The 23,770-nt window shown below is 48.0% G+C and carries 22 protein-coding genes; 15 read left to right on the forward strand and 7 right to left on the reverse strand.

Annotated elements, in window-relative coordinates; all coding sequences use genetic code 11:
- Positions 1–5: 5 nt before the first annotated feature.
- The 6 genes from ACDJ58_RS29670 to ACDJ58_RS29695 form a co-directional block, all read right to left on the reverse strand.
- On the reverse strand, positions 6–953 hold the full coding sequence (locus ACDJ58_RS29670; RefSeq protein WP_413374295.1) for a TetR/AcrR family transcriptional regulator: 948 nt from the start codon (positions 951–953) through the stop codon (positions 6–8).
- A gap of 284 nt (positions 954–1,237) precedes the next feature.
- Entirely contained in the window at positions 1,238–1,372 is a 135-nt protein-coding gene (locus tag ACDJ58_RS29675; protein ID WP_413374296.1) for a hypothetical protein, read from the reverse strand.
- 139 nt (positions 1,373–1,511) lie between these two features.
- A complete protein-coding gene (locus tag ACDJ58_RS29680; RefSeq protein WP_063566950.1) occupies positions 1,512–1,826 on the reverse strand; it encodes a DMT family transporter in 315 nt (104 codons plus the stop codon).
- Complete coding sequence (locus tag ACDJ58_RS29685) at positions 1,826–2,167, reverse strand: DMT family transporter (RefSeq protein WP_063566951.1); 342 nt, start codon at positions 2,165–2,167, stop codon at positions 1,826–1,828. The genes ACDJ58_RS29680 and ACDJ58_RS29685 overlap by 1 nt, the downstream gene beginning before the upstream one ends.
- Positions 2,164–2,787: a TetR/AcrR family transcriptional regulator gene (locus tag ACDJ58_RS29690; protein WP_413374297.1), complete on the reverse strand. Its 624-nt coding sequence runs from the start codon at positions 2,785–2,787 to the stop codon at positions 2,164–2,166. Before ACDJ58_RS29690 ends, ACDJ58_RS29685 begins: the two co-directional genes overlap by 4 nt.
- A 125-nt stretch (positions 2,788–2,912) precedes the next feature.
- Positions 2,913–4,388 carry a phospholipase D family protein gene (locus ACDJ58_RS29695; RefSeq protein ID WP_413374298.1) on the reverse strand — a complete coding sequence of 492 codons (1,476 nt, stop codon included), beginning with the start codon at positions 4,386–4,388 and terminating at the stop codon, positions 2,913–2,915.
- 258 nt (positions 4,389–4,646) lie between these two features.
- Between ACDJ58_RS29695 and ACDJ58_RS29700 the strand changes: the two genes are divergently transcribed.
- From ACDJ58_RS29700 to fni, 9 genes are all read left to right on the forward strand, one after another.
- Positions 4,647–5,576, forward strand: a complete 930-nt coding sequence (locus ACDJ58_RS29700; RefSeq protein ID WP_413374299.1) for a MerR family transcriptional regulator — start codon at positions 4,647–4,649, stop codon at positions 5,574–5,576.
- 289 nt (positions 5,577–5,865) lie between these two features.
- Positions 5,866–7,416 (forward strand): phytoene desaturase family protein, encoded by a 1,551-nt coding sequence (locus ACDJ58_RS29705; RefSeq protein WP_413374300.1) that lies wholly within the window; start codon positions 5,866–5,868, stop codon positions 7,414–7,416.
- Positions 7,413–8,876, forward strand: coding sequence for a phytoene desaturase family protein (locus ACDJ58_RS29710; protein ID WP_413374301.1), 1,464 nt, complete (start codon positions 7,413–7,415; stop codon positions 8,874–8,876). The genes ACDJ58_RS29705 and ACDJ58_RS29710 overlap by 4 nt, the downstream gene beginning before the upstream one ends.
- The gene (locus ACDJ58_RS29715) at positions 8,873–9,745 is read left to right on the forward strand and encodes a phytoene/squalene synthase family protein (protein WP_413374302.1); all 873 of its coding nucleotides are present in this window, start codon (positions 8,873–8,875) and stop codon (positions 9,743–9,745) included. The genes ACDJ58_RS29710 and ACDJ58_RS29715 overlap by 4 nt, the downstream gene beginning before the upstream one ends.
- Positions 9,745–10,512, forward strand: a complete 768-nt coding sequence (locus ACDJ58_RS29720) for a carotenoid biosynthesis protein (protein ID WP_413374303.1) — start codon at positions 9,745–9,747, stop codon at positions 10,510–10,512. Before ACDJ58_RS29715 ends, ACDJ58_RS29720 begins: the two co-directional genes overlap by 1 nt.
- Entirely contained in the window at positions 10,481–11,239 is a 759-nt protein-coding gene (locus ACDJ58_RS29725) for a lysophospholipid acyltransferase family protein (RefSeq protein WP_413374304.1), read from the forward strand. Before ACDJ58_RS29720 ends, ACDJ58_RS29725 begins: the two co-directional genes overlap by 32 nt.
- Positions 11,240–11,241: 2 nt before the next feature.
- A complete protein-coding gene (locus ACDJ58_RS29730; RefSeq protein ID WP_413374305.1) occupies positions 11,242–12,390 on the forward strand; it encodes a glycosyltransferase in 1,149 nt (382 codons plus the stop codon).
- On the forward strand, positions 12,387–13,868 hold the full coding sequence (locus ACDJ58_RS29735; RefSeq protein ID WP_413374306.1) for a phytoene desaturase family protein: 1,482 nt from the start codon (positions 12,387–12,389) through the stop codon (positions 13,866–13,868). The genes ACDJ58_RS29730 and ACDJ58_RS29735 overlap by 4 nt, the downstream gene beginning before the upstream one ends.
- Positions 13,869–14,201: 333 nt before the next feature.
- The gene (gene fni / locus ACDJ58_RS29740; protein WP_413374307.1) at positions 14,202–15,269 is read left to right on the forward strand and encodes a type 2 isopentenyl-diphosphate Delta-isomerase; all 1,068 of its coding nucleotides are present in this window, start codon (positions 14,202–14,204) and stop codon (positions 15,267–15,269) included.
- Between the two features lie 304 nt (positions 15,270–15,573).
- Here the strand turns inward: fni and ACDJ58_RS29745 are convergent, their stop codons facing one another.
- Positions 15,574–16,005, reverse strand: coding sequence for a hypothetical protein (locus ACDJ58_RS29745; protein ID WP_413374309.1), 432 nt, complete (start codon positions 16,003–16,005; stop codon positions 15,574–15,576).
- A 166-nt stretch (positions 16,006–16,171) separates the two neighbouring features.
- Here ACDJ58_RS29745 and ACDJ58_RS29750 point away from each other — a divergent pair, with 166 nt between their 5' ends.
- From ACDJ58_RS29750 to ACDJ58_RS29775, 6 genes are all read left to right on the forward strand, one after another.
- Positions 16,172–16,642 carry a GNAT family N-acetyltransferase gene (locus tag ACDJ58_RS29750; RefSeq protein ID WP_413374310.1) on the forward strand — a complete coding sequence of 157 codons (471 nt, stop codon included), beginning with the start codon at positions 16,172–16,174 and terminating at the stop codon, positions 16,640–16,642.
- Positions 16,643–16,751: 109 nt separating this feature from the next.
- On the forward strand, positions 16,752–17,852 hold the full coding sequence (ychF, locus tag ACDJ58_RS29755; protein ID WP_413374311.1) for a redox-regulated ATPase YchF: 1,101 nt from the start codon (positions 16,752–16,754) through the stop codon (positions 17,850–17,852).
- Between the two features lie 547 nt (positions 17,853–18,399).
- Complete coding sequence (prfA, locus tag ACDJ58_RS29760) at positions 18,400–19,467, forward strand: peptide chain release factor 1 (protein ID WP_064641884.1); 1,068 nt, start codon at positions 18,400–18,402, stop codon at positions 19,465–19,467.
- A 25-nt stretch (positions 19,468–19,492) separates the two neighbouring features.
- A complete protein-coding gene (prmC, locus tag ACDJ58_RS29765) occupies positions 19,493–20,377 on the forward strand; it encodes a peptide chain release factor N(5)-glutamine methyltransferase (RefSeq protein ID WP_082350848.1) in 885 nt (294 codons plus the stop codon).
- 85 nt (positions 20,378–20,462) lie between these two features.
- Entirely contained in the window at positions 20,463–21,683 is a 1,221-nt protein-coding gene (locus ACDJ58_RS29770; RefSeq protein WP_053782835.1) for an FtsW/RodA/SpoVE family cell cycle protein, read from the forward strand.
- 213 nt (positions 21,684–21,896) lie between these two features.
- Positions 21,897–23,117, forward strand: a complete 1,221-nt coding sequence (locus ACDJ58_RS29775; protein ID WP_053782836.1) for an FtsW/RodA/SpoVE family cell cycle protein — start codon at positions 21,897–21,899, stop codon at positions 23,115–23,117.
- The last annotated feature ends 653 nt before the right edge of the window (positions 23,118–23,770 follow it).

The raw sequence follows: 23,770 nt of genomic DNA on the forward strand, positions 1-23,770 counted from the left end.
TTTCTTTATTGTTGTGACGAGTCAGCCTGGATGAACCGGCTATACATGGCATCCATAATGTGCTGAAGCTCGGAGTGCAATGACTGGATGACAGGAATGTGATCCAGATTACGCATCATGCCCAGAATAATGGCCCGTCGCGGTGTGAATTCCATCATTTCCTGTCTCAGGATGGCGATGGTCTCCAGCGCGTCATTGCGCAATTGCCCTGAAGGCATATCAGAAGTGATGATATCCTTCATCTGTTTGATGATGTGAATGGGATGACGCATCACTGTGGAATCTGTATCTGAATCGCTGCTCCATGCTGGCCAATGTTCCAAAGGAACCAAAGGGGCAGGGCGTTGATCGAGCAATCCGCGAGCTGCATAATCAATCGTTTGCAGCATGTTGCTTGCCATCTTGGATACGGTAAGGGAAGGCATTTCCGTAAACCAGATTTTGACGTAGGAGAGGAACAAACCATGCGTGAGCAAAATAAGGTCTATGGTATAGGGTTCAATCTCCGGTCCGTACAGATCCTCCAGTTTGTCCTTAAACCAGTGCAGGGTACGGATCTCCAAATCCTTTTGCTGCGGGTTGCACTTTTCCTTGCGATGCTGCTCTTCATCCATCATCATGCTGCGCATTTGCACGCGTAAAAATTCTTTCAGCTCGGATACATGGACAAGCAGTGTTTCAATCTGCCTGTGCAGACGTTCTCTCGAAGTGAGCCCAGCTTCATGTTCAATCTGGGAGATTTCGTCCATGAGCGTGAATATGCAGTACTCCATCGTACTGGCCTCTAATTCCTCTTTGGATTTGAACATGAGGTAGAGGCTGCCTTTCGACATCCCGCATATCTCTGCAATCTCCTGCATGGAGGTTGCAGCACTGCCTTTGGCTGAGAACAGCTTGAGTGCTGTGGTAATAATGAGCTTTTTCTTCTCATTCATTTCATGGATAGGGTTCATTAACGATACATCCACCTCACCTGCGGAACTTATGAGTTCTTGAATTGACTTTAGGGTCAAACCAAGTATAAACGATATATACAACGGAATTCAAATGGGAGGAAAATGGAAAAATAAGAGGGCGTAATATAAGGGGTATGGAGCATTTTTCCTACGTCATGTAGACGGCATAAAGGCTGTATAATGAGCGACGATATGTTCATTTCAATGCAATATGTATCAAAATCATGAGTATCCAACGTAGGGCGAAGCAAGCTGAGCATGATGAGTTTAAATAATCTATTTCAGGTTCCGCCCTTAAAGACGTAAATGGCTAGAAGGATGATAGCTACAAGAGCAAACAAATAAAAGGCCCCCACAGCGATCAGGAAGATGTACCCGGTAAAAGAACCCATGCGCGCGAACAATTTCTTCATCATCACGACATCCTTTCTTACGTAACAGAGTGTGGGTAGGTTTCTTACTTACATCATATCCCAAAAAGACGACTTTCTGATCGAAAGTCGTCTTTTTGGGATAATTAAATATTACGGAAGATATATAATGGAGGTATTTACGTTACGTAATCAGTTTCAATCCGATCGCCGCCACCAAAATCATGGCAATAAACAGCAGCCGCTTGGCTTCCTTCCGCTCACCGAACAGGAACATACCTGTTAACGTACTGCCCACCGTACCGATTCCAGTCCACACCGCATACGCGGTACCCATTGGAATAGAAGTCATCGCATAGGATAACAGGGAGAAGCTGAATGCGAACGATACAAGCATGAGTACGATATAAGGCCAGCCCTTTCGGGTAGAAGCACCATTAATGCCGATGACGCCAAAAATTTCACATATGCCTGCACCCACAATTGCCATCCAAGCCATTATGCTTCACCTCCTTTTGCCGATTGTTGATCCGTGACCAGTTTCAATCCGATCACACCACATAGCAACAGACCGATTAACAAAACCTTGGCAAGTGAGAATGCTTCACCAAATAGCAGCATTTCAGCCAGTACCGTACCTGCAGTACCAATCCCCGTAAATACGGCATAAACCGTACCCACAGGCAATCTTTTGGAAGCAGCGATGATTAATCCAAAACTGAGGATGATGGCTAGGGCCGTCAAAGCCCACTCCCAAACATTGGAGGCGTGTTTCAGCCCACTTACCCATACAATCTCAATGAGTCCTCCGATAAATACATATAACCAGTTGCGGTTCATGATGATGAATCTCCTTTCAGCACAACGGGCTGTGCCTCTTGTTTCAGATGATGGATGCCATGCCAGTAGACTGGCCAGGAAGCTTCAATCCGTCTCCTGTACCGACGTGAACTTCCATAAATAATCTCAACCGTGATGCCATCGAGAAAAGTCATATAAGCAATCGCAGCTTGTTCTGCTGGAACAGCCTGTAGTTCCCCGTTGCGCGTCGCCCTTTGCAGTAGCCGTGTCAGTGACCGCTCCATACCGTCCAGAAACGGATAAACTAGATCCATCACTTCGCTATATAGCGAAAGCGGCGGAAAGTAACACATACGCAGCATAAAGCGGGCTGAGGCATTACAGTTATACTCCTGCTCAAACCATATCAGCAAACCCTTCAACCTTTGTTCCAGTGGAAGATCGGCGTGATCACGGAAGTATTCGAGCGTTCGACGCTGAACATCCTTAAACGCATGCGCAAGGGTTTGCAAAAACAGGTCATCCTTGCCGCTAAAATGTGCATATATGGACGGTTTTTTAATCCCGACTTCGTCAGCGATTGCTCTTAAGGAGGCTCCTTCATATCCATCTCTTGCAAAATGGAACAGGGCGGCATCCCGAATCGAATGTGCAGTCATTAATATCACCTTCCTAACGGTCGTTAGGTAACCTATATTTTCACATTTTACATTCGCTGTCAAGGCACAAAAAACGCCTGCACGATAGTGTACAGGCGGGTTTATGCTTCGAATTTCATTTTCAATTAGAAGGTCGTTAAACCCAAAATCAGTTGAAGCTTATATACGATTTCTTTCAAAAATGTAGTCTTTTCCTGAAATTCATCCAGGTTCAGGGTGAACTCGGCATCTTCATTATTCCATATCCGGTCAAAATAATTCGCCACATCATGAGTAAATGAGTTGTCTGGTGGGGCAACAACCCAGAGGTCATTTTCCAGATTGTAATCATTCATGTTTCTGGGAGTAAAGTTGGTCGATCCTCCAAGGACGATATGATCCCCGGTGGCTTTGGCAATGTACATCATCTTGGCGTGATATTGCTCTTTGGTTGTGTTATACCAGCGAATTTGGATTTTGCCATCCGATTTATCATGTAACTTAGCAGCTACAGGACGATTGGGAATGCCGGTCTTCTCCTGACCAAAAGCATTTTCGTTCGGGTCGAGCACAAGACGTATCTCGGCTCCGCGTTTTGAGGCTTCGAGCAGCGCATCCAATACTTTGGGTGAAGCGATGTAGAACATGCCCATCCATAAGGTGTCACCTTTAACCGATTGATTGATCTCATGGAGCACTGTTTCATTCACTTTACCCTCGGTCAGATAGCGAATTCGCAAATCTCCCTTATTCGGGTCTGTGGAAGGAGTTGTATAGGAAGGGAGCTTTCCCCCGCCCGAGAAATTCAGCACAGCCTGCTCCGACTCAAGGATATCTCCAATGATTGGACCGGTTATTTCAAAAGCGACGTTTGAATGGTACGCACTGGCATCGTGAATATTGCCCGAAGAGACAATGGCCGTCTTCTCGCTGACCACAACTTTGCGATGGTTGGCCTTCAGATTGAGCAATTTGAGGTAGGAACGCACCGTGACATCCGGGCCATTGGTTGCCATCAGGTTCGGAATCCAACCATTCCCGGATTGTCCAAACCACTGGAAGAATGTGCGCCATACAGCCGAGTAGATGGGAGTAGAATCGCGCAAAGGGTCTACATCTGTGATTACTACATGAATTCCAGCCTGTTTCATCCGCTCCAGCAGCGGATTGGGTGCAGAGTTGTAGTTGGTGTTCACTTCATCCGTAATGAACCAGATGTCCATATCCGGTTTCTGTTTTTTTTTGGCGACGATTGTATCCGTGAACTCTGTGCTGACGGGTGGAAAACTCTGACCTTTGTGCTGGTAGTTATTGAATAAAAACATATCAACGACGACGAATTGTTCCGCGTCTTCGACAATCTGTTGCATGCGCTGGAAGATCTGCTGTTCGTGCTCCATCTGTCCGTCAGCGGAGGGATAGGTCAGATCATGCAGAAACTGCACCTGATCCACACGGTATTCAGGACTTTCATAGGAAATGCCGGGTGGTAACGGCTTATAGGTCTGGTAGAGCATGACGGCGATGAGCCATAACACCAGTAATCCGAGACCTGTTCGTATGTATGGAAGTTTACCGCGTGAAGACTTGCGGTCTGATGTCTGGCGGCGAAAAGAAAACAACGATAACTCTCCCCTTTCTGAACTTGCTGACTTCTATTACCACTCTGGTAACAACATTGACGCAAAGATCTTAATGGTATGTTTAATGTAATCAGAGAAGGCAAAACCAATTGATCGATTCAATCGACATGGATATGACCGTTGTGTATAATGAGTGTATTATTTTTGTGGAATGTTCGGATTTTCATATACCTGACAAGGACGGGATAAGGTTCCTGCGAAAGTCTGGCTATTTCAGGAAAGAAAGTGGGTAATAAGGTGTATTCCATCAAACAAGTCGCTGCCATGCTGGGTATTCCGACGGTAACGCTCCGGGCTTGGGAGAATCGGTACAGTGCGGTCACCCCTGAGCGGACGGAATCGGGTTATCGCTTGTACACGGAAGAGAATGTTGCAGATCTGCGCTGGTTGAAAGAGCAGGTGGAGCAGCACCAGACAAATATTTCGGAAGCGGTTCGTATGCTCAAGGTGAACAAAACCACTTCACATGAAGCTGCAGTGCCTACGTCGTTTATGCCTCCAGTACCCACGATGGAAGAGGCATATGTACGTATAGCCGATCAGATTTACGACTCGTTATACAACTTTCAGGGCGAACGGGCCAATGGTCTGATTGATTTTGGCTTCACCATGTACGGATATGATTCAATGTTTTATCATGTGCTGGTGCCTATTCTCGTTCGTGTTGGGGATGCATGGGAGCAGGGCAGGGCTTCGGTCGCTCAAGAGCATTTTATGACTCAATTGATCTCACAGCGCTTTTATCAGTTTTTCCATCTGTTCCCGATCTATCCGCATCTGCCCAAAGTTCTAGCCTTATGCCCGGAAGGGGAGCATCATCAGGTGGGATTATTGTTGTTCTCCCTGTTCATGCGTAAAAATGGTGCTGAAGTGCTCTATCTCGGAGCGGACACACCCGAAGAAGGAATATACCCAATTATCCGGGAGCAGAAAATCCGGTTGGTTTGTCTTTCAGTTACCAGTTCAGAACTGCTTGAACGGTGTGATCAACTCATAGGACGAATTTTGGACGAGTTCCCTGATATGCGCTTTGTGCTTGGAGGGAAGGGCTATGAGCGTGCAGAGAACGCACGTTATCCGCAGTGGATTATGCCTGGAAATTCAGCGGATTGGCAATCGTGGATGGAACGTGAGTATTTTGTTGAACCATCGCCTGGGCGAAGATAACTGACTCGTGTCTTTTTGAAAATGTATTTTAAAATAAAATGTATAGGTTTAGGTATACAGGACATCCTTTGACGCAAGAGCGCGGAGGGTGTTTTTTTTGCTTTCTAAAATATCTTAATAGAGAATTTGACCAGTGGGTCATTTTTTGATTTAATAGGTCGTATAATATTTGTACTACATTTGTATAATGTTTTTGCGTTTACCCGCTTGAACAGTTCAAGGGCGGTTTAATAATAAGTTAGAGACTATAGTACTAGAGATAGTTCTTAACATAGGAAAGGTGAGTGGCATGATACCGAATCAGCAACGTAAACGTGCAGCGGTCATTGGTGCAGGTCCGGGTGGACTTGCAGCAGCGATGTTATTGTCCGGCCAGGGGTACGAAGTAGATGTATATGAGAAACAGCCAGTCATCGGGGGACGTTCTTCCAGACTGGAGCTGGGCGAATATCGGTTCGACCGGGGTGCAACGTTTTTGATGATGCCGCAGTTGATTGAAGAGATGTTCAATGTTGTGGGACGCCAATTATCCGACTATGTGGAGATGAAAGAGCTGACTCCGCTGTATGCTCTAAACTTTGGCGATAAGGTGTTTAAGCCTTCCCGTGACCGTGAAGATACAGCCGCACAGATCAAGGAACTTTTCCCCGGCAACGAGGACAATTACCTTCGGTTCATGCAGGAAGAGGAAGTGAAGTTTGGCAAAGTCATGCCTTTGCTGCGTAGACCTTTTGGCAAGCTGGCAGATTATTTGCGAAGAGATGCCATGACAGCTCTGCCAAAACTCGATATTAACAATACAGTCTATGGCATCCTGTCCCGCTATTTCACAGATGAGCGCTTGCGCTGGGCATTCACGTTCCAATCCAAATACCTTGGTATGTCTGCTTGGGATTGCCCGGGTACATTTACGATTCTGTCATTCATTGAGCACCATTATGGTTTGTTTCACCCCATTGGCGGCGTCAATCGCGTGTTTCAAGCCATGGCTGATGTAGTTGAAGAATATGGAGGACGAATACATACATCCTGTTCGGTTAAACAGGTCATTGTTCGCAATGGTCGTGCAGAAGGCGTATTGCTTGAAAATGGCGAACGCATTGAAGCAGATCATGTCGTTGTTAATGCAGACTTCGCGCATGCCGTGAACCATCTGTTTGAACCAGGCGTACTCAAGAAATATACACCGGAGAAAATGAAGCGTAAAAAATTCTCTTGCTCCACAGCCATGCTGTATCTGGGTGTGGACGGTGAAGTGGATTTACCGCATCATTCCATCTATTTTCCCGAGGACTATCGACTGAACGTCGACGAGATCACGAAGCATAAAGTTTTGTCTGCAGATCCATCCCTCTATATTCATAACCCTTCCAGACTCGATTCGACGCTGGCGCCGGAAGGGAAATCTGCATTATATGTTCTCATGCCTACGCCGAACCTTACCGGTGACATCGATTGGGAGGTAGAACGAGAGAATGTGCAGGAGGCGATGATGAAGCAGATGGAATCGATTCCTGAGTTGTCAGGTATCCGCAGTCGTATTGAAGAATCCATGATGTTTACACCGTTGGATTGGGAAAATGAACTCGACGTGTACCGCGGAGCAACATTTAATATGGCTCATAATCTTGGGCAGATGATGTATCTTCGGCCGCATAACCAGTTTGAAGAGTTGAAAAGGGTGTGGCTGGTGGGCGGCGGTACGCATCCGGGCAGTGGATTACCGACCATCTTTGAATCGGCTCGAATCAGCGTGAAACTGATCCAGGAAGAGGACGCTCGCAAGCGCTCGAAACCATCCTCGTATGTGAAAACGGCGGAAGCGGGAGGCCATTCATGAAACGGGCAGCCATCGTAGGTGCAGGTATTGGCGGCCTGACTTCAGCGTTGCTGCTGAATCGACAGGGTTGGGACGTAACCGTATACGAACGGGCTTCCAGAGTTGGAGGTCGTATCGGCTACGAGCAGGAAGGGGACTATCGGATCGATCAAGGCCCGACCATCGTGCTTCTGCCCGAGATGCTGCTTGGCATTTTGGAGGAAGCAGGTGTGGATCGTTCGAAGATTGAGCTGCTGCGTTGTGATCCATTGTACAGAGTTCATTACAGCAGCGGACGTGTGATGACCAAAATGACGGAACGTGAACAGCAGGCCGAAGAGATTGAACGTCTCTTCCCTGGAGAAAGCCAGGGATTCTCAAAATTTATGAGAGATATGGACACGCTGTTTCCGGCGGGACGGGCTGCGTTTCTGGAACGGGCTTTTCCGCGGAAAAGGGATTTTTTCACTCCGTCTCTGATGTCCCTGATGGGCCGATTACGCGCGCACAAAAGTGTACGGAAGGCTGTAGGCGATTATTTTCATCATGAGGAACTGCTGGATGCATATTCGCTGCAAAGTCTCTACATTGGGGGATCTCCCTTCGGTACGCCGGGTATTTACTCCCTGCTTCCTTATGCAGAGCATGAATATGGCATCTGGATGGTGAAAGGTGGCTATGCTGCATTACCTGCCATACTGGAACAGGAACTGGTATCACGTGGTGGACGCGTCGTACTGAACACGGAAGTGACGGGACTGAATATCGAAAATGGGATATGCAAAGGTATAGAAACAGCCCCAGGCGCAGAAAATGTGGATGCAGTTATCTACAATGGCGATTTCCCCCACCTGCCGGGTCTGCTTGGTCAGACTCTTGAAAGTTCACGCAAACGAAAGCCATATCGTCCTTCATCGGGATGTGTGTTGATCTATGCGGGCGTAGACAAAACCTGGGAGGATGCAACGGCGCATCAGTTTTTCCTGCCCCCAAGTCTTGATGGCAGTTTGCGGGAAGTGTTCGACCAGCGCCGCATTCCGGCGAAGTCCTCTTTTTATGTATTTAATCCGGCTGCATTGGACGAGACGGCAGCTCCGCCAGGTCAGAGTGTGTTGTACTTCCTCATTCCGGTGCCGGATGCCGATGGTGTCGACTGGTCTAGGGAGAGCGAGGCGCTGGTAGAGCGTGTACTGGAAGAAGCGGAACAACGGGGATTTCCGGGACTTCGTGAAGCGATCAAGTGGCAAAAAATACGTACACCCGCTGACGCTGAGCGTGACGGGCTGTACGGCGGCGGCAGCTTTGGCATCGCACCCGTACTGTTTCAATCCGGTGTATATCGTCCGCAACCGAAGCCGTTCCCGGCAATCCGGGGTCTATATGCGGCAGGGGCGTCTGTACATCCGGGAGGCGGGGTTCCTATTGTGATGCAAAGTGCACGGATGGCAGTGAATTTACTGACGAAGGAGATGGAAACATGAATGAAGCGATTTTGAACAAGTGTGAGGAATTAATGCAAAAGGGCTCATCATCTTTTTATCAAGCCTTCAGAGGTCTGCCCAGCCCACGCCGCGAGGCTGTGTACGTTATCTATGCTTTTTGCCGCATGATCGATGACAGTGTGGATGAGCCGGAGCAGTCGCCCTATACGACTTATGAAATCCGCAATCTGTTCAATCAGCTGGAAGAAGCGGAAGGACATTTTATTTGGCCGGCACTACGATGGCTGTTTACGAGTTTTCCTCATCTGGACAAGGGGCCTTTCTTCCGTCAAATGGAAGGACAATTAACCGATCTTAAAGTAACGCACTATAGAACGATGGAGGAACTGGAGCATTATTGTTATCTGGTTGCCGGAACCGTCGGCGAGATGTTGTTGCCTGTATTGCGCGATGACAAAGGTACAGACGTGGCGATGAACGGGATTGCGCTGGGCAAAGGTATGCAGATCGTCAATATTATCCGTGATGTGGGCGAAGACCGGGCAAGATCCCGTCGCTACGTTCCGCTGGAGTTGATGGAGAAGCATGGATATTCCGACCAGGATTGGGCTAACGGTGTTGTCGACGAAAGGTTTAAGGCCATTATTCATGAATTAAAAATAGCTGCGCTGAACTGGTTCCGTATCGGTATGGACTGTCTGGATACGTATCCAACTGAAAGTGCGTTTGCCATTGAGCTGGCGGCAGCCTTTTATTCAACCATTCTGCATGCGGTTGAGCGCAACGACTATGACGTGTATACGAAGCGTGCATTTGTTAGCGATGAACTGAAACTGGAGATGCTGGGTGCCATTGTGGAACGTTATCCTATGCTGACTTACCAAGCTTCCCGCACGGCGGTATCCTGATGGTTCAGGGCCTGTACTGGGCATGGTATATCATCGGAGCAATATTGATGCTGACGATCGGTGTTCCAGATGTGCTGTCCTTTTCCAACGGTTTGTTCCTAATCTTCTATGCACTCTATGTACTGGATCTGATACATCAAGGCCGTAAACGGACGAGAATGTCCGACCAGTCAGTCATTTGGAAGGAACCCGGACTCTGGTTGGCTTCTGCCGTTATTTGGCTGGGAGGCATGGGGGTAGAATGGGTCGGTGTGCATACACATTGGCCCTTTGGCGAGTATTCGTATTCCGATTTCTTCGGAATCCATCTGTTCAGTGTACCCGTTACATTAGGCTTCGCCTGGGTTGCGGTGATTGGTAACTCGGCTCTGCTGAGTGGCGGCGGCTCCACCTGGACCGGCAAGCTGATCCGGGCGGTTAAGACTGGATTTTGGGCCATCGTGCTTGACCTGGTGCTGGATCCAGTTGCTCATGCCAGAGGATTCTGGCAATGGCAAGCCCCAGGTGGATTCTACGGTGTGCCCTGGACCAATTACATAAGCTGGTTTGTAATGGGAGCGTTCCTCTCCTTGTTTCTTCCGGCAATGCCTTCAGATCGAAGCTCATTGCTGCGTGCGAAATGGTTATATCAGCTGTTTATTCTTTTGTTTGGGTTGTTAGCTATCAAAGAAGGAATTAAGGGCAGCTTCATCATTGCTATTGTGGGTATGCTTCTTGCTGAGGGGAGCTGGCTATATGATTCGCGCCGTAAAGTCAAACCCGTTTAACCGGATTTTTTCCTTATACAATCATTATTATTTGCTGCGGAGACGTTTTCGCTCGTTTACGTTATCAGGGTCATTGGACCCGCTGTTACCGAATACTGGTTCACCCATAGAACCGGATCAACCGGTCATCTATTTCATGAACCACAGCTCCTGGTGGGATGGTCTGCTGCTCTATCATGCGTCGCAGCAGACTTCCCGGGGAGATCATTATGTCATGATGGAAGAAGAGCAGCTGCGACAATATGCCTTTTTCCGCAAACTTGGCGCGTATTCAATCAACAAGGAGAATGCATCCAGCATTCGAACCTCCTTGCAATATACGACCGAGCTGCTTCACTCCGGCAAAAGGGTCTGGATCTTTCCCCAAGGGGAAATTCTGCATCAGGATGCCAGGCCAATCGAGTTTCGTCCAGGCATTGGTTTGCTGCTACGCCGCTCTCCACGCGCCGTAGCTGTACCTGTGACTTTGTGTCACGGCATGGTTCAACATGATTTGCCGGAAATATCGATGCAGGTGGGCACGCCTGTGATAGAAGATTGGAAGACATGGAAGAGTGAAGAGATTGCTACCAGATTGAGTAGGGGGCTGGAGCAGCAGTTGAATGACCATAAATCAGAGCTGGCACGCATCGGGCAGGGGAGTTTGCCGGGTGCTTTTCCACTGATCCGCCATGTGCGTTCAACGAGTGAAAAATACGATGCGGCACGAAAGCGGGTGAACCGTTAGCGATGAGTGCATCTGAAATAGGATGGATTATACTGACTTTTGTATTGGGCGTTCAGTTGGTGTTTGCGATATGGAACGTCTCCTGTCTGCCCAAAGTGCGCTCATTCAACGCAGACAGATTGAAGGACAAGGATATCCTGATCTCTGTGCTAGTTCCTGCCCGTAACGAGAAACTGCACATCCAAGGATGTCTGGAAAGTGTGCTTGCCAGCGATACATCCGGATTTCGGATGGAAGTACTGGTGCTGGATGATCGCTCTGAAGATGAGACCGCAGCCATAGTTCAGGGGATTGCCGATCGTGATCCACGTGTGCGCCTGTTGCATGGTATGGAGCTTCCCGCAGGCTGGATGGGGAAATCTCATGCTTGTCACCGACTGGTGCAGGAGGCCAAGGGTGAGTGGTTTATGTTCGTGGATGCCGATGTGCGCTTGGAACCTGCAGCCATCCGGCAGACTATTGCTGCGGGGTGTGAGCAAGGCGGCGGCCTCGTAACGGGATTCCCCTATCAGGTGACGAAGACCTGGATGGAAAAGCTTGTTGTACCCATGATGGTGTTCACCATCATCAGCCATCTCCCCATTTTCATGATACGCAGATCATCCAATCCGATGTTTGTAGCCGCTACAGGGGCGTTTTTGCTCATTCATCGTTCCAGTTATAAGGCCTCTGGTGGACATGCTGCAATCCAGGCTGATCTGGTCGATGATATGAGCCTGGCGAAGGCGGTTAAGCGTGCGGGGCATCCCGTTATGCTGGTCGACGTTCATGACGTGACGAATACGCGAATGTACCAGAATGTTGCAGAAGTGTGGAACGGGTATAAGAAAAACATGTACGAAGGCATGGGGCGCAAAGATGTGCTGCTGTTAGGCACGATGCTGATGTATACATTGATGTATATTGTGCCTCCGCTCGGTCTGATTATCGGTTTGTTGTCGGGCAATGCTACGTCCATCATCTATGGTCTTGTGGGAACCGTGCTCGGGATGGCAGTCAAAAGGGTATCGGATCACGTTGGAGGACAACCCTGGTGGCTTGCTTTCCTGCAACCGATTAGCATGGCCTGTGTCATTGCGATCGGCATAGCTTCCTGGCAGGCAGGTCGTTCCGGCAAGGGGTATGTATGGAAAGGTAGGCGGTACAGTTGAAGGGTAACGTCATTATTATCGGCGCAGGATTTGGAGGTCTATCGTGTGCCATTCGGCTAGCTTCGCTGGGCGTACGGGTAACTATTCTGGAACGGCAGGATCGGGTCGGTGGAAAGCTGCAACAAATCGAGCAGGATGGATATCATTTTGACCGGGGGCCAAGTACGATCACGATGCCCGCAAGCTTCCGTTCTGTCTTCGATCACGCAGGTGTGGAGATGGAGGATTACGTTCAGTTATATGAGCTGGAACCACGTACACGTAATAGTTTTGCAGATGGGACTGTAGTTGATTTGTCGGGCAATCGAGAGAGGATGAAGGAGCAGATTGCTGCCTACAGCCCAGAGGATGCAGCCCGTTATGATGCATTTATGGATGAGTCTGCTGTGCTGTATACAGAAGCCAATCGTCATTTTCTTGGAAAGTTGCTGTTATCGCCCAAGGATAAATATAATCTTCGAATGCTGCGCAGTCTGCTGCGTGTACGGCCTACAGTGAAGTTGGACAAGCTGCTGCGTTCGTATTTCCAGCACCCTCATACCCTTGCGATGTTCGGTCGGTACGCGACCTATGTTGGGTCATCACCATATCAGGCGCCTTCGATCTTTGCCATGATGGGTCATGTGGAAGCAGAAGAGGGCATCTATGGGGTGAAGGGTGGAACCTATCAACTAATAGAAGCAATGACACGGCTTGCACAGGAAAAAGGGGTGCAGATCGTGACTGGCATCGAAGTCCGGCAAATTGTTATCAGACATGGTAAAGTGGCAGGTGTGGATACGGATCAGGGCTTCCGGGAAGCCGATCAGGTCGTTGCCAATGGAGATGTGCTGAGCGTAAATCGGCTGCTGCTTGCGCCAGAATATCGCAAACAGATGAGTGATGAACGGATTCGCAAGTATGAGCCTTCGATATCCGGGTTTGTAACATTGGCTGGTGTGCGGAGACAGTATGAATCCCTGCTGCACCATACCGTCTTTTTCCCTGAACGGTATGAACCGGAGTTTGACCATATTTTCCGTGACCGAAAAATGCCTGCCGATCCCACGATCTACATCTGTTATTCCGGTTATTCGGAAGCGGGTATGGCTCCAGCGGGAGCCAGCAATCTTTTCATTCTGGTGAACGCTCCGTATTTGTCGGACTCCTGGCATTGGGATGAGCAGATGGACGGATACGGTGAGTTGGTGTTGGAGAAGCTGGCCGAGCTGGGCATTACGGGATTGAAGCAGTCCGATGTGCTGATCCGGTACACGCCACAGCATATAGAACGGGATACCCTGGCCCATCAAGGGTCGATCTACGGCATCTCGTCCAACTCCGTGAAGCAGACCTTCATGCGTCCCGGCAACAAAAGCAAGGATGTACAAGGACTGTGGTACGTGGGTGGAACGACGCATCCGGGCGGCGGAACACCGATTGTGACATTGTCCGGGCAACTTGTTGGAGCGCAGCTTGCATCGGAAATCTTAAGGTAAGTTATAGAAGAGATTCATCTAACAGAATGACTGACCCAACCTCCAAATCTCTGAGTAGCAAATATTAATTGTGCCTCGGAATTCAAGTTATTGTTGGGTTTCGGGGCACCCTTTCCATTGCTGGGCCGGAACGTTATACTGGGTAGAGTTGACGCATTGAGTGTGAATATCATTTATAATATAGATCCAAATCATACAGTTTGTACGTTACATAATAAGAATTAATATTTCTGAGAATCTCTCTGCTGTATCGGGCAAATCCTGAATGGAGCCTAGCCGAAACTGGCAATTATCCTGTCCATCAGCACTATTCTCACATAAGGAGGTCTCATCATGAATGAACAAGAGCGAGCCGGCGAACGGCTGCTTCCCGAGGTGGCTACGGGGGAACGGAAGCTGGAGCATGTGCGCCTCTGTCTTGAAGAGAATGTGGCAGGAGAAGGGGTAACCAGCGGAATGGAGCGATATGCTTTTCGTCATAACCCGTTACCTGAATTGAATTTTGAAGAGGTGAGTCTGGAGACTGCGTTTATTGGTAAAAAGGTGCGAACACCCCTGCTCATCAGTTCGATGACGGGTGGAAGCAAAACAACGGGCGCCATCAATGAGCGGCTTGCCCGTGTGGCGAACGCCCGAGGCTGGGCACTCGGCGTAGGTTCGATTCGGGCTGCCGTGGAACAGCCTGAACTGGCAACGACCTTTGATGTGCGGCGCTGGGCACCGGATATTCCGGTCATTGCGAACCTCGGTGCGGTGCAGCTGAATTACGGCTTCAACACTGCTGATTTCCAGCGGGCAGTTGAGATTGCTGGCGCAGATATGCTGGTGCTGCATTTGAACAGTTTGCAGGAGATCTTCCAGCCTGAAGGCAATACCGATTTTAGCGGATTACTTCATCGAATCGAGGGTTTGTGCCAGCAATTAGATGTACCTGTTGGTGTGAAAGAAGTGGGTTTTGGCATAGATGGAGTAACGGCACAACGATTGTACGAAGCAGGTGTGGCTTTTATTGATGTGGCCGGAGCAGGTGGCACCAGTTGGGTGCAAGTAGAGAAGTTCCGGAATTCGAATCCGGTACGTCGTGCGGCAGCAGAAGCTTTTGCAGACTGGGGCATTCCGACAGCGGAATGTATTCAGGAAGTGAGAGCGGTGAACCCCACGGGTGCTCTGATTGGCAGTGGCGGGTTATACAGCGGTGTTGATGCGGCCAAAGCACTGGCGCTTGGTGTAGACCTGGCCGGGTTCGGGCGATCTTTGCTGGAGTCTGCTGTTGCCTCGGATGCAGCGCTAGATCAGTGTCTAGAACAGGTGGAATTCGAGCTGCGTACCGTCATGTTTGGCATTGGCGCAGGGCGGATCGAGGATTTGCAAGGCACGCCACGTCTGGTGGAGCGGCGTTAAATTTGATTTGGATATATGTAAGCTGAGCTAACGAACCGGATGCACCTTATTATGTGAATTTGCTTGGGATGAATAGCTAACGAACCTTAGACACGCTATTCCTGCAAAACGTATGATGTGACATGCAAAATGAGGGTATAAAGCTTCTGTGGTTCGTTACCCCGCCGAATCTGTGCAATTAAGATCTAATAGAACGTGTGTGATTCGTTACAAGTTGATAACTTTAGCGTGTTAAAAGGGGAACCCCGTCAGGTCATGACGGATTGGGGAGCCTCTTTTTGTTGTTTAACGTGGGAGAGAGGGGCTACATACATTCTTCTTTCACGGTTATTGTTTCGTTGGTTACAGTCACATAGGAGTTGCCAGACAAGTATTCGGTATAACCGCACACCGTCTTGTTATAGGTTTCACCACGGCTGTCCGTAAACTCCAGATAGATGGATCCTTCACCGGAGAGTCGCAGCTGTGGAGCGAACTTCACTTGTTCCCCGCTGGGGACACCTTTCTTTAAGGTGTATATAGTACCCTCATTGTTTGTATTGAACGATTCAATGCCGCTGCTCACACGTGCTGTGATATTAGAGAGATCATAATCGGACTGATTGTGAATCGTGATCCTTAAATGTCTGAAGGGGTCCAGCGCCTGATAACCCATAGAAATAACTAATCCAATGAAGAGAATCACTGTAGAAAGGATGATTATTTTCCTTTTTGAAAAGGGACGACGTGTATTCATAAGTGATCTGCTCCTTTCTTTCATATAGGTATAAACAGAGTGAGGTAACCAAAAGTTGTATAGGATTTGGCTGGAATTGCATCATGCAGACCATGGTATAACAAGATACAATACTATAGAGTGCAAAAAGATCATACATAGAACACTCGAACTAGGAGGGAAACCAATGGAACTGATCCCAATGAATCAAGAAGAATATGCTAATTTCCATATTCGCTCGATTAAAGATTTTGCAGAAGAGAAAGTAGAGGCGGGGACTTGGGCTGCGGAAGAGGCGCAGGGACTTGCGGAGGCATCCTACGATAAATATTTGCCTGAAGGGCTGAATACACCGGGTGCTTACCTCTATAATTTGGTACATGCCGTGGACGGGAATGTGGGTTATATCTGGTTTAACGTTACGGATAACCGCCGTGGCAAAGACGCTTTTTTGCTGGATATTGTGGTCGAAGAAGCCTATCGGGGCAAGGGTTATGGTACAGAGACGATGGAGGCACTTGAAAGGGAAGTCTTGAGTCTTGGCGTGGATCGCATTGGTCTGCATGTGTTTGGACATAATGTGCGGGCAAGCAGCCTGTATCGCAAGATGGGGTATGAGGTAACTGATCTGACGATGTACAAGGAATTGAACACCTAATACAGCGATAAACCCAAATCCAAAGTTCCTTGATGCCTTGGGGTTTGTCATATATAATGTATAGGATTATCCATACCGAACAAGTAATCAATGAGGAGTTGTCATATACATGGCTTTGAAAGCTGGAATCGTGGGCCTGCCTAACGTTGGTAAATCCACACTGTTTAACGCAATTACACAAGCTGGTGCCGAATCGGCAAACTATCCGTTCTGTACGATTGACCCTAACGTGGGGATCGTTGAAGTACCGGACGAGCGTTTGGACAAATTAACAGAACTCGTTGTACCGAAAAAAACGGTACCAACGGCATTTGAATTTGTAGATATCGCAGGTCTTGTTCGTGGTGCGAGCAAAGGCGAAGGTCTTGGTAACAAGTTCCTTGCCCACATTCGTGAAGTAGACGCGATTGTACACGTGGTACGTTGCTTTGTAGACGAGAACATCACACACGTCGATGGCAAAATTGATCCGGTAAGCGACATCCAAACGATCAATCTGGAGCTGATCCTGGCCGATATCGAGAGTGTCGAGAAAAAAATCGATCGCTCCAAGAAAAACATGAAGGGCGGCAACAAGTCAGCTGCTCAGGAAGTGGAAGTACTGGAGAAAGTGAAGGCTGTTCTGTACGAAGACAAGCCAGCACGCAGCATGGAGCTTACGGACGAAGAGCGTCTGATCGTGCGCGATCTGCACTTGCTTACCCTGAAGCCTGTTCTGTACGCAGCCAATGTAGCTGAGGACGAAATCGGCGATGTGGCGAACAATGCCTATGTGCAAAAAGTAAGAGAATTCGCAGCTGCTGAAAATGCAGAAGTGGTACCCATCAGTGCGAAAGTGGAAGAAGAGATCTCTGAGCTTGAAGGCGAAGATAAACAAATGTTCCTGGAGGAACTCGGCATTGAGGATTCCGGTCTGAACCTGTTGATCAAAGCTGCTTACAAATTGCTGGGTCTGTACACGTACTTCACAGCAGGCGTACAGGAAGTTCGTGCATGGACCATTCGTCAGGGAACGAAAGCTCCTGGCGCAGCGGGTGTCATTCACACGGACTTCGAGCGTGGCTTTATCCGGGCAGAGGTTGTTTCCTACAACGATCTGGTTGCTGCCGGTTCCATGAACGGTGCCAAGGAGCGCGGACAACTTCGCCTCGAAGGTAAAGAGTATGTTGTCAATGACGGCGATGTTATGCACTTCCGCTTCAACGTTTAATTGATACACACAAGAGGATAGAAAATTGCTATAGCCCTGTTGTCTTCCATTGAAGATGGCAGGGCGTTTTATATTCTAGAACCTTTTACATAACCTTTACTTTTGCTGGATTGTTTGCAGGTGGTGGATATAATAAAAAAGAAGGAGAGACAGAGGAGGAAATATTGTAGCTGGTGATTCTGATGTTTCGGCTATGTAGGTTGGGAATTTTTTGGTCCTCTCCCGGGCGAACAGTTGCTATTCAGGAGCATAAGAATATGCTATAATTAAGAGTCGTATACCTATGTTGAATTCCGCGCTTAACTTGATGAGCTGAAGCGAGTTCCACAGAGGGTGCGTAATTTCTTTTTATAACTTAAAAGTAAAGGATTTGATGACGTTGTAGCGATGTTATACGTCGATCATAAAATGAATGTTACGGTCAGGGATTTCTGAGAACTCCGTGCCTTGTGAAATATAGATGGTCTGATGATGCATGAATGAATGCCTATCGGGATCAATGAATGTTGAAATGCTGGAACGAAAATAAAGCGTGAGGTGACTATATATGTTGGATAAATTACAGGCGTTAGCCGACCGTTATGACAAACTAAGTGAGTTGCTGTGTGACCCGGATGTGGCAAGTGATAACAAGAAGCTGCGGGAATATTCCAAAGAACAATCCGATCTGCAACCTACCTATGAAGCATACAGTGAGTACAAACAGGTAAGTCAGGATCTCGAAGCCGCCAAAGAAATGCAGGGCGAGAAGCTGGACGACGAGATGCGTGAAATGGTCAAAATGGAAATTGATGAGCTGAGCACTCGCCAGAAAGAACTGGACGATCTGATTCGTGTTCTCATGCTGCCAAAAGACCCGAATGATGATAAAAACGTCATCGTGGAAATTCGCGGAGCGGCTGGTGGAGATGAAGCGGCGCTGTTTGCAGCGGATCTGTACCGGATGTATACACGTTATGCCGATAATCAAGGCTGGCGCGTGGAACTGATGGATGCCAATACGAATGATGTGGGCGGCTTCAAAGAGGTTATTTTCCTCATCAACGGTCGTGGTGCTTACAGCAAAATGAAATACGAAAGTGGTGCGCACCGTGTGCAGCGTATCCCGACAACCGAATCGGGTGGACGTATTCATACGTCTACTTCGACAGTAGCCGTTATGCCTGAAGCCGAAGATTTCGATATCGAAATTCATGATAAAGATATCCGTGTAGATACATTCTGTTCCAGTGGTGCCGGTGGACAATCGGTTAATACCACGAAATCGGCTGTACGGGTAACTCACGTTCCAACGGGAATCGTGGCGACGTGTCAGGATGGTAAATCCCAGAACTCGAACAAGGAAAAAGCATTGCAGGTTCTGCGTACGCGTATCTTCGATATGATGCGTCAGGAAGAAGAAGCAAAAATTTCGAGTGAACGGAAGAGCAAAGTGGGTACAGGTGATCGCAGTGAGCGGATTCGTACCTATAACTTCCCACAAAGCCGTGTTACGGATCACCGTATCGGATTGACGATGCACAAGCTGGATCAAATCATGAATGGTGAGATTGAAGATATCTTGTCTGCACTGACCATTGCCGAGCAGACGGATATGATGGATAGAGGAGAATAATGCTGTGACCCGCGCGCAGTTTGTCATGACGCCGGAACAGAGCTGTCGGGAAGCCTTCGTGGAGGCTTCCTCTTTTTTGGAGAAGTGCGGCGTGTACGAGCCGCAGAATAATGCCCGGCTGCTGCTGGAGCATGTACTCGGCCGCGAAGGGGCCGAGTACTATATGATGCAGCCGGAGCCGTTTCCCAGCGAGCTTCGCAGTCGCTGGGAAGACGCCGTCACGCGCAAGGCTGCGGGTGAGCCGGCGCAGTACATCATCGGCAGCCAGGAATTCTATGGGCTGCCGTTTGAGGTCACTCCGGCCGTGCTGATTCCGCGGCCGGAGACCGAGCTGCTGGTCGAGGCTGTGCTGCGCGAAGCCGACCGCGTGTTTCCCGGCGGCGCTCCGCTCGCCGTCGACATTGGCACGGGCAGCGGCGCCATCGCAGTGACGATGGCTTCGCAGCGCCCGCGCTGGCAGGTAGGCGCCGGAGATATCTCGGCGGCTGCCCTGCAAGTGGCCGCGCGCAACGCGGCCGCGAACGGAGTGCAGATCGACTTCCGTGAAGGCGATCTGCTGGCCCCGTTCGCTGGGGCACGGGTGGACATCCTGGTGTCCAACCCGCCTTACATCCCGGCGGCAGATATCGCCGGGTTGCAGCCCGAGGTGCGCGATCATGAGCCGCGCACGGCACTGGATGGCGGCCCGGATGGGCTGGGGCCGTACCGCATCATGCTGGAGCAGCTGGCGCTGCTGCCTGCACCGCCGCAGATCATCGGTTTTGAGCTGGGTCAGGGTCAGGCCGGGGATATCGCAGCTCTGCTTGAATCGGCCGGATATTGGCCGGAAATTATCGTCGTGCCGGACCTTGCAGGCATTGAACGGCATGTGCTGGGTGTTCGCACTTCGGAACAGGTGACGAAAATGTAAGGTTCCACGGGTTTTCTTTTTGCCGTGAAATCCTCTACAATGAGATATACCGAAGATTGCTGAATGCTTGGAGGAACATAACTACATGCTGCATAAATTCAAAAAAATAGACTATTCGATTGTTTTTATATTGCTCATTCTGATGGTCATTAGTATCTTGTCGATTTATAGTACCACCTTCGGAAGACCGAAGTGGGAGGTTTATCCCCAGAAAGCAGTAATTTTTTATATTATCGGTTTTATTGTGTTTTTCGGAATGTCCATGATTAACTACAAATTGATCATTAAAAATTACTTATACATTTATGGCGTGGGCATGATACTGCTTATTCTTGTTATGTTTATCGGTAAGGAGTACTACGGTGCTCAAGGCTGGCTCTCTATATTTGGCCTGAGCTTGCAGCCTGCCGAGCTATTCAAATTATGTCTGATTGTCTTCCTGTCAGCGCTTCTGGCGAGGAAGAAAAACAGACCATTGTTTTTTGGGCGAGATGTCATCCCGATCTCACTCTGTGTGCTTCCCCCGTTGCTGCTCGTATTGCTTCAAAATGACTTGGGGAATGCGCTGAGTTATGTTGTTATCCTGGTAGGGCTTCTTTGGATAGGCAATATCAAATTCACACATGCCCTGATTGGTTTTGTCATAGCGGTGGCCGCTTTGATAGGTGGGACACAAGCCTATATTCATTACCATGACGAAGTTGTGAAATTTCTGAAGGACATTGGTCGCTCTCACTGGGCAGATCGTTTCGATCCTTGGCTCGTGCCGGATCAGACGTCAAGGGATGTGCTTTGGCAGACCTACAATGCCAAGTTGGCTATAGGCTCTGGAGGTATTAGCGGTAAAGGATACATGGAAGGTACCACTATTCAGTCGAATCGGGTGCCGCTGGCCTACGCGGACTCGATCTTTGTGCAGATTGGTGAAGAATTTGGTTTTGTTGGAGCATCGGTGCTGCTGCTGCTCTACTTTATCTTGATTCACAGACTGGTGTTGATTGCACTGGAATGTAAGGACAGGGCAGGGCCCTATCTGATTGTCGGCATCATAGCGATGCTGCTCTACCAGATCTTTGTCAATATCGGTCCGTTCATTGGTCTGATGCCGCTGACAGGGATTACGCTGCCGTTTATCAGTTTCGGGGGAACCTCGCTTGTTCTCAACATGCTTAGTATGGGACTTGTGATGAGTATCAAAGTGCATACGGAAGAGAACGAGGATATTCTCGGTTCCTCAGAACAGCCAAGCATTACGGAACTGGTAATGAAACTATTTAGACGCAAATCAACACAGCAGGAGCAATAGTTTTGATCCTAGGACAGACTCTTTGCAAGTGAATACGATATAAGCCAACCCTGGAATCAACAGATCGGAGCAAGATGGATCTGTGGGTTTCGGGGTTTTTCGTTATTTGTTTGACGGATTTCCAATTTGTCTTCCAATTATATACAATGGTAATATTGAAGACTACTGGAAATAATTATTGGGTTATTGAGCCTCAGGGGGATACGTAGGAACATGCTAAGAATGCTGAAAAAGATGGACGGGGTTATTCTGTTTGTGTTGCTGCTGCTTATGGTCATGAGTGTATTTACGGTGTACAGTGCGATTCAGTCCGATCCGAAATTGGGCAATCATCATATCAAAACCTTGCAGTTTTACGGGATTGGATTCGTAGCCCTCATTGGTATTGGATTAGTCAATTATAAACTGTATATCCAATATGCGTTTTATATTTACGGGTTTGGGATTGTCCTGTTGATTCTTGTTAATTTTATAGGGGGCACGATCAATAATGCGAATGGCTGGATAAAGATTAATGATTATCTTTCTTTTCAACCGGCAGAATTGTTTAAAATGATCTTAATTCTGTTTCTGGCGCATGTATTGGTCAAAAGAAAAAATTCTACGCTTCATTTCTGGAAAGATATCGTGCCAATTGGTTTATGGACGTTCGTTCCCTTTGCACTCGTGATGATTCAGAATGATCTGGGCAACGCCCTTGGATACATCGTGATTCTGGTCGCTGTGTTATGGATAGGGAATATCAAGTTGTCGCATGCACTAATTGCTCTTGCCATTGTGGGAGTAACTTTTTTTGGATTCGTCAAAGCATATACGTCGTATCACGATGAGATTTTTACCTTTCTGGAAAAGGCGAACCGCGAGCACTGGGCCGAGCGGATTGACCCCTGGCTTGTACCGGATAAAGCAACGTCGAAAGCTTCCTGGCATACGAAAAATGCGGGTCTTGCCATAGGCTCGGGAGGCATAACAGGCAAAGGTTATATGCAAGGCACATCCGTTCAATCGGGGCGTGTACCGTATACATATTCGGATTCCATTTTTGTGGTCATTGCTGAGGAGTTTGGTTTTGTAGGCGGATCTGTTCTGCTCTTAATGTATTTTATCCTCATTCATCGTATGGTGTTAATCGCATTACAATGTAGAGACAGGGCAGGACCTGTCGTGATTGTAGGGATTATCGGCATGCTGTTATATCAGGTGTTTGAAAATATTGGCGCTTTCCTCGGGCTGATGCCGCTTACGGGCATTACGCTGCCGTTTATCAGCTATGGGGGCACCTCGTTGCTCATTAATATGGCATGTATCGGGCTGGTAATGAGCATTAAATTGTATGGTCAGGAAGACGAGGACGAGCTTCTTATGGGAGAACAACGACCTACCTTGCTGGAACGTTTATGGAGTATGGTCAAAAAGGAAAAGACAACAGCGTAATTATCTTGGGTGTGATTCATCTCTGCTAGGGACATCCAGCTTCTCATTCATAGGATGTTGTAGTATGTTATGGAGCAGTAAGTGATTTGTTTGTTATTCCGATCTTTGCCTGCGCAGCCAGGTGAAGATCTTTTTTTGTTTTTAAGGTAGTGTGAATTTTGGACTTTGGAAGAATGACAAATTTAATTTTTATTGACAAATATTTCAATTATGTATTATCCTAATTTTAACTAGATTATATAAGTATTTTACCCGCCTACTTACACTCTACACGTCAGACAGTAATCAATACTTTGAAAGTGGGTTATGAACCTACTCCTCATCCATACACCCAGTCATGCCAATGAATAATGTAATTGTAAATCGTTGGTGTACTCTTCCCTAGATTATCAAAATTGTTCAGCTACGAAGTTCCTTTGATATCCCATTACCCTTCAGCTCAACGTACTATGATCCTTCTTGTGTTAGCCTATTTTTTCTGCGAATCTATTTATTCCATCCATGAATTTCAGTGAACCAGATTCCTTTTCTCATAAATGAAATCGATTACATTTAATTGTAAACGCTTCCTTTGATTCGAATTTGATTTGAACAGAAAGGGTGAAAAGGCGATGTGGATCAACAAACATAGTCTTTCAGCGGCATTAACGAGA

This window comes from Paenibacillus taichungensis (assembly GCF_047302525.1).
In the GTDB taxonomy this organism is placed as follows: domain Bacteria; phylum Bacillota; class Bacilli; order Paenibacillales; family Paenibacillaceae; genus Paenibacillus; species Paenibacillus taichungensis_B.

What these genes read in the sequence shown, in the direction of transcription:
- ychF (WP_413374311.1), top strand. Translation starts at nt 16,752, where the DNA reads ATGGCTTTGAAAGCTGGAATCGTGGGCCTGCCTAACGTTGGTAAATCC.
- prfA (WP_064641884.1), top strand. Translation starts at nt 18,400, where the DNA reads ATGTTGGATAAATTACAGGCGTTAGCCGACCGTTATGACAAACTAAGT.
- ACDJ58_RS29705 (WP_413374300.1), top strand. Translation starts at nt 5,866, where the DNA reads ATGATACCGAATCAGCAACGTAAACGTGCAGCGGTCATTGGTGCAGGT.
- prmC (WP_082350848.1), top strand. Translation starts at nt 19,493, where the DNA reads ATGACGCCGGAACAGAGCTGTCGGGAAGCCTTCGTGGAGGCTTCCTCT.
- ACDJ58_RS29720 (WP_413374303.1), top strand. Translation starts at nt 9,745, where the DNA reads ATGGTTCAGGGCCTGTACTGGGCATGGTATATCATCGGAGCAATATTG.
- ACDJ58_RS29745 (WP_413374309.1), bottom strand. Translation starts at nt 16,005, where the DNA reads ATGAATACACGTCGTCCCTTTTCAAAAAGGAAAATAATCATCCTTTCT.
- ACDJ58_RS29670 (WP_413374295.1), bottom strand. Translation starts at nt 953, where the DNA reads ATGAACCCTATCCATGAAATGAATGAGAAGAAAAAGCTCATTATTACC.
- ACDJ58_RS29775 (WP_053782836.1), top strand. Translation starts at nt 21,897, where the DNA reads ATGCTAAGAATGCTGAAAAAGATGGACGGGGTTATTCTGTTTGTGTTG.
- ACDJ58_RS29675 (WP_413374296.1), bottom strand. Translation starts at nt 1,372, where the DNA reads ATGATGAAGAAATTGTTCGCGCGCATGGGTTCTTTTACCGGGTACATC.
- ACDJ58_RS29730 (WP_413374305.1), top strand. Translation starts at nt 11,242, where the DNA reads ATGAGTGCATCTGAAATAGGATGGATTATACTGACTTTTGTATTGGGC.
- ACDJ58_RS29690 (WP_413374297.1), bottom strand. Translation starts at nt 2,787, where the DNA reads ATGACTGCACATTCGATTCGGGATGCCGCCCTGTTCCATTTTGCAAGA.
- ACDJ58_RS29715 (WP_413374302.1), top strand. Translation starts at nt 8,873, where the DNA reads ATGAATGAAGCGATTTTGAACAAGTGTGAGGAATTAATGCAAAAGGGC.
- fni (WP_413374307.1), top strand. Translation starts at nt 14,202, where the DNA reads ATGAATGAACAAGAGCGAGCCGGCGAACGGCTGCTTCCCGAGGTGGCT.
- ACDJ58_RS29680 (WP_063566950.1), bottom strand. Translation starts at nt 1,826, where the DNA reads ATGGCTTGGATGGCAATTGTGGGTGCAGGCATATGTGAAATTTTTGGC.
- ACDJ58_RS29710 (WP_413374301.1), top strand. Translation starts at nt 7,413, where the DNA reads ATGAAACGGGCAGCCATCGTAGGTGCAGGTATTGGCGGCCTGACTTCA.
- ACDJ58_RS29725 (WP_413374304.1), top strand. Translation starts at nt 10,481, where the DNA reads ATGATTCGCGCCGTAAAGTCAAACCCGTTTAACCGGATTTTTTCCTTA.
- ACDJ58_RS29685 (WP_063566951.1), bottom strand. Translation starts at nt 2,167, where the DNA reads ATGAACCGCAACTGGTTATATGTATTTATCGGAGGACTCATTGAGATT.
- ACDJ58_RS29750 (WP_413374310.1), top strand. Translation starts at nt 16,172, where the DNA reads ATGGAACTGATCCCAATGAATCAAGAAGAATATGCTAATTTCCATATT.
- ACDJ58_RS29770 (WP_053782835.1), top strand. Translation starts at nt 20,463, where the DNA reads ATGCTGCATAAATTCAAAAAAATAGACTATTCGATTGTTTTTATATTG.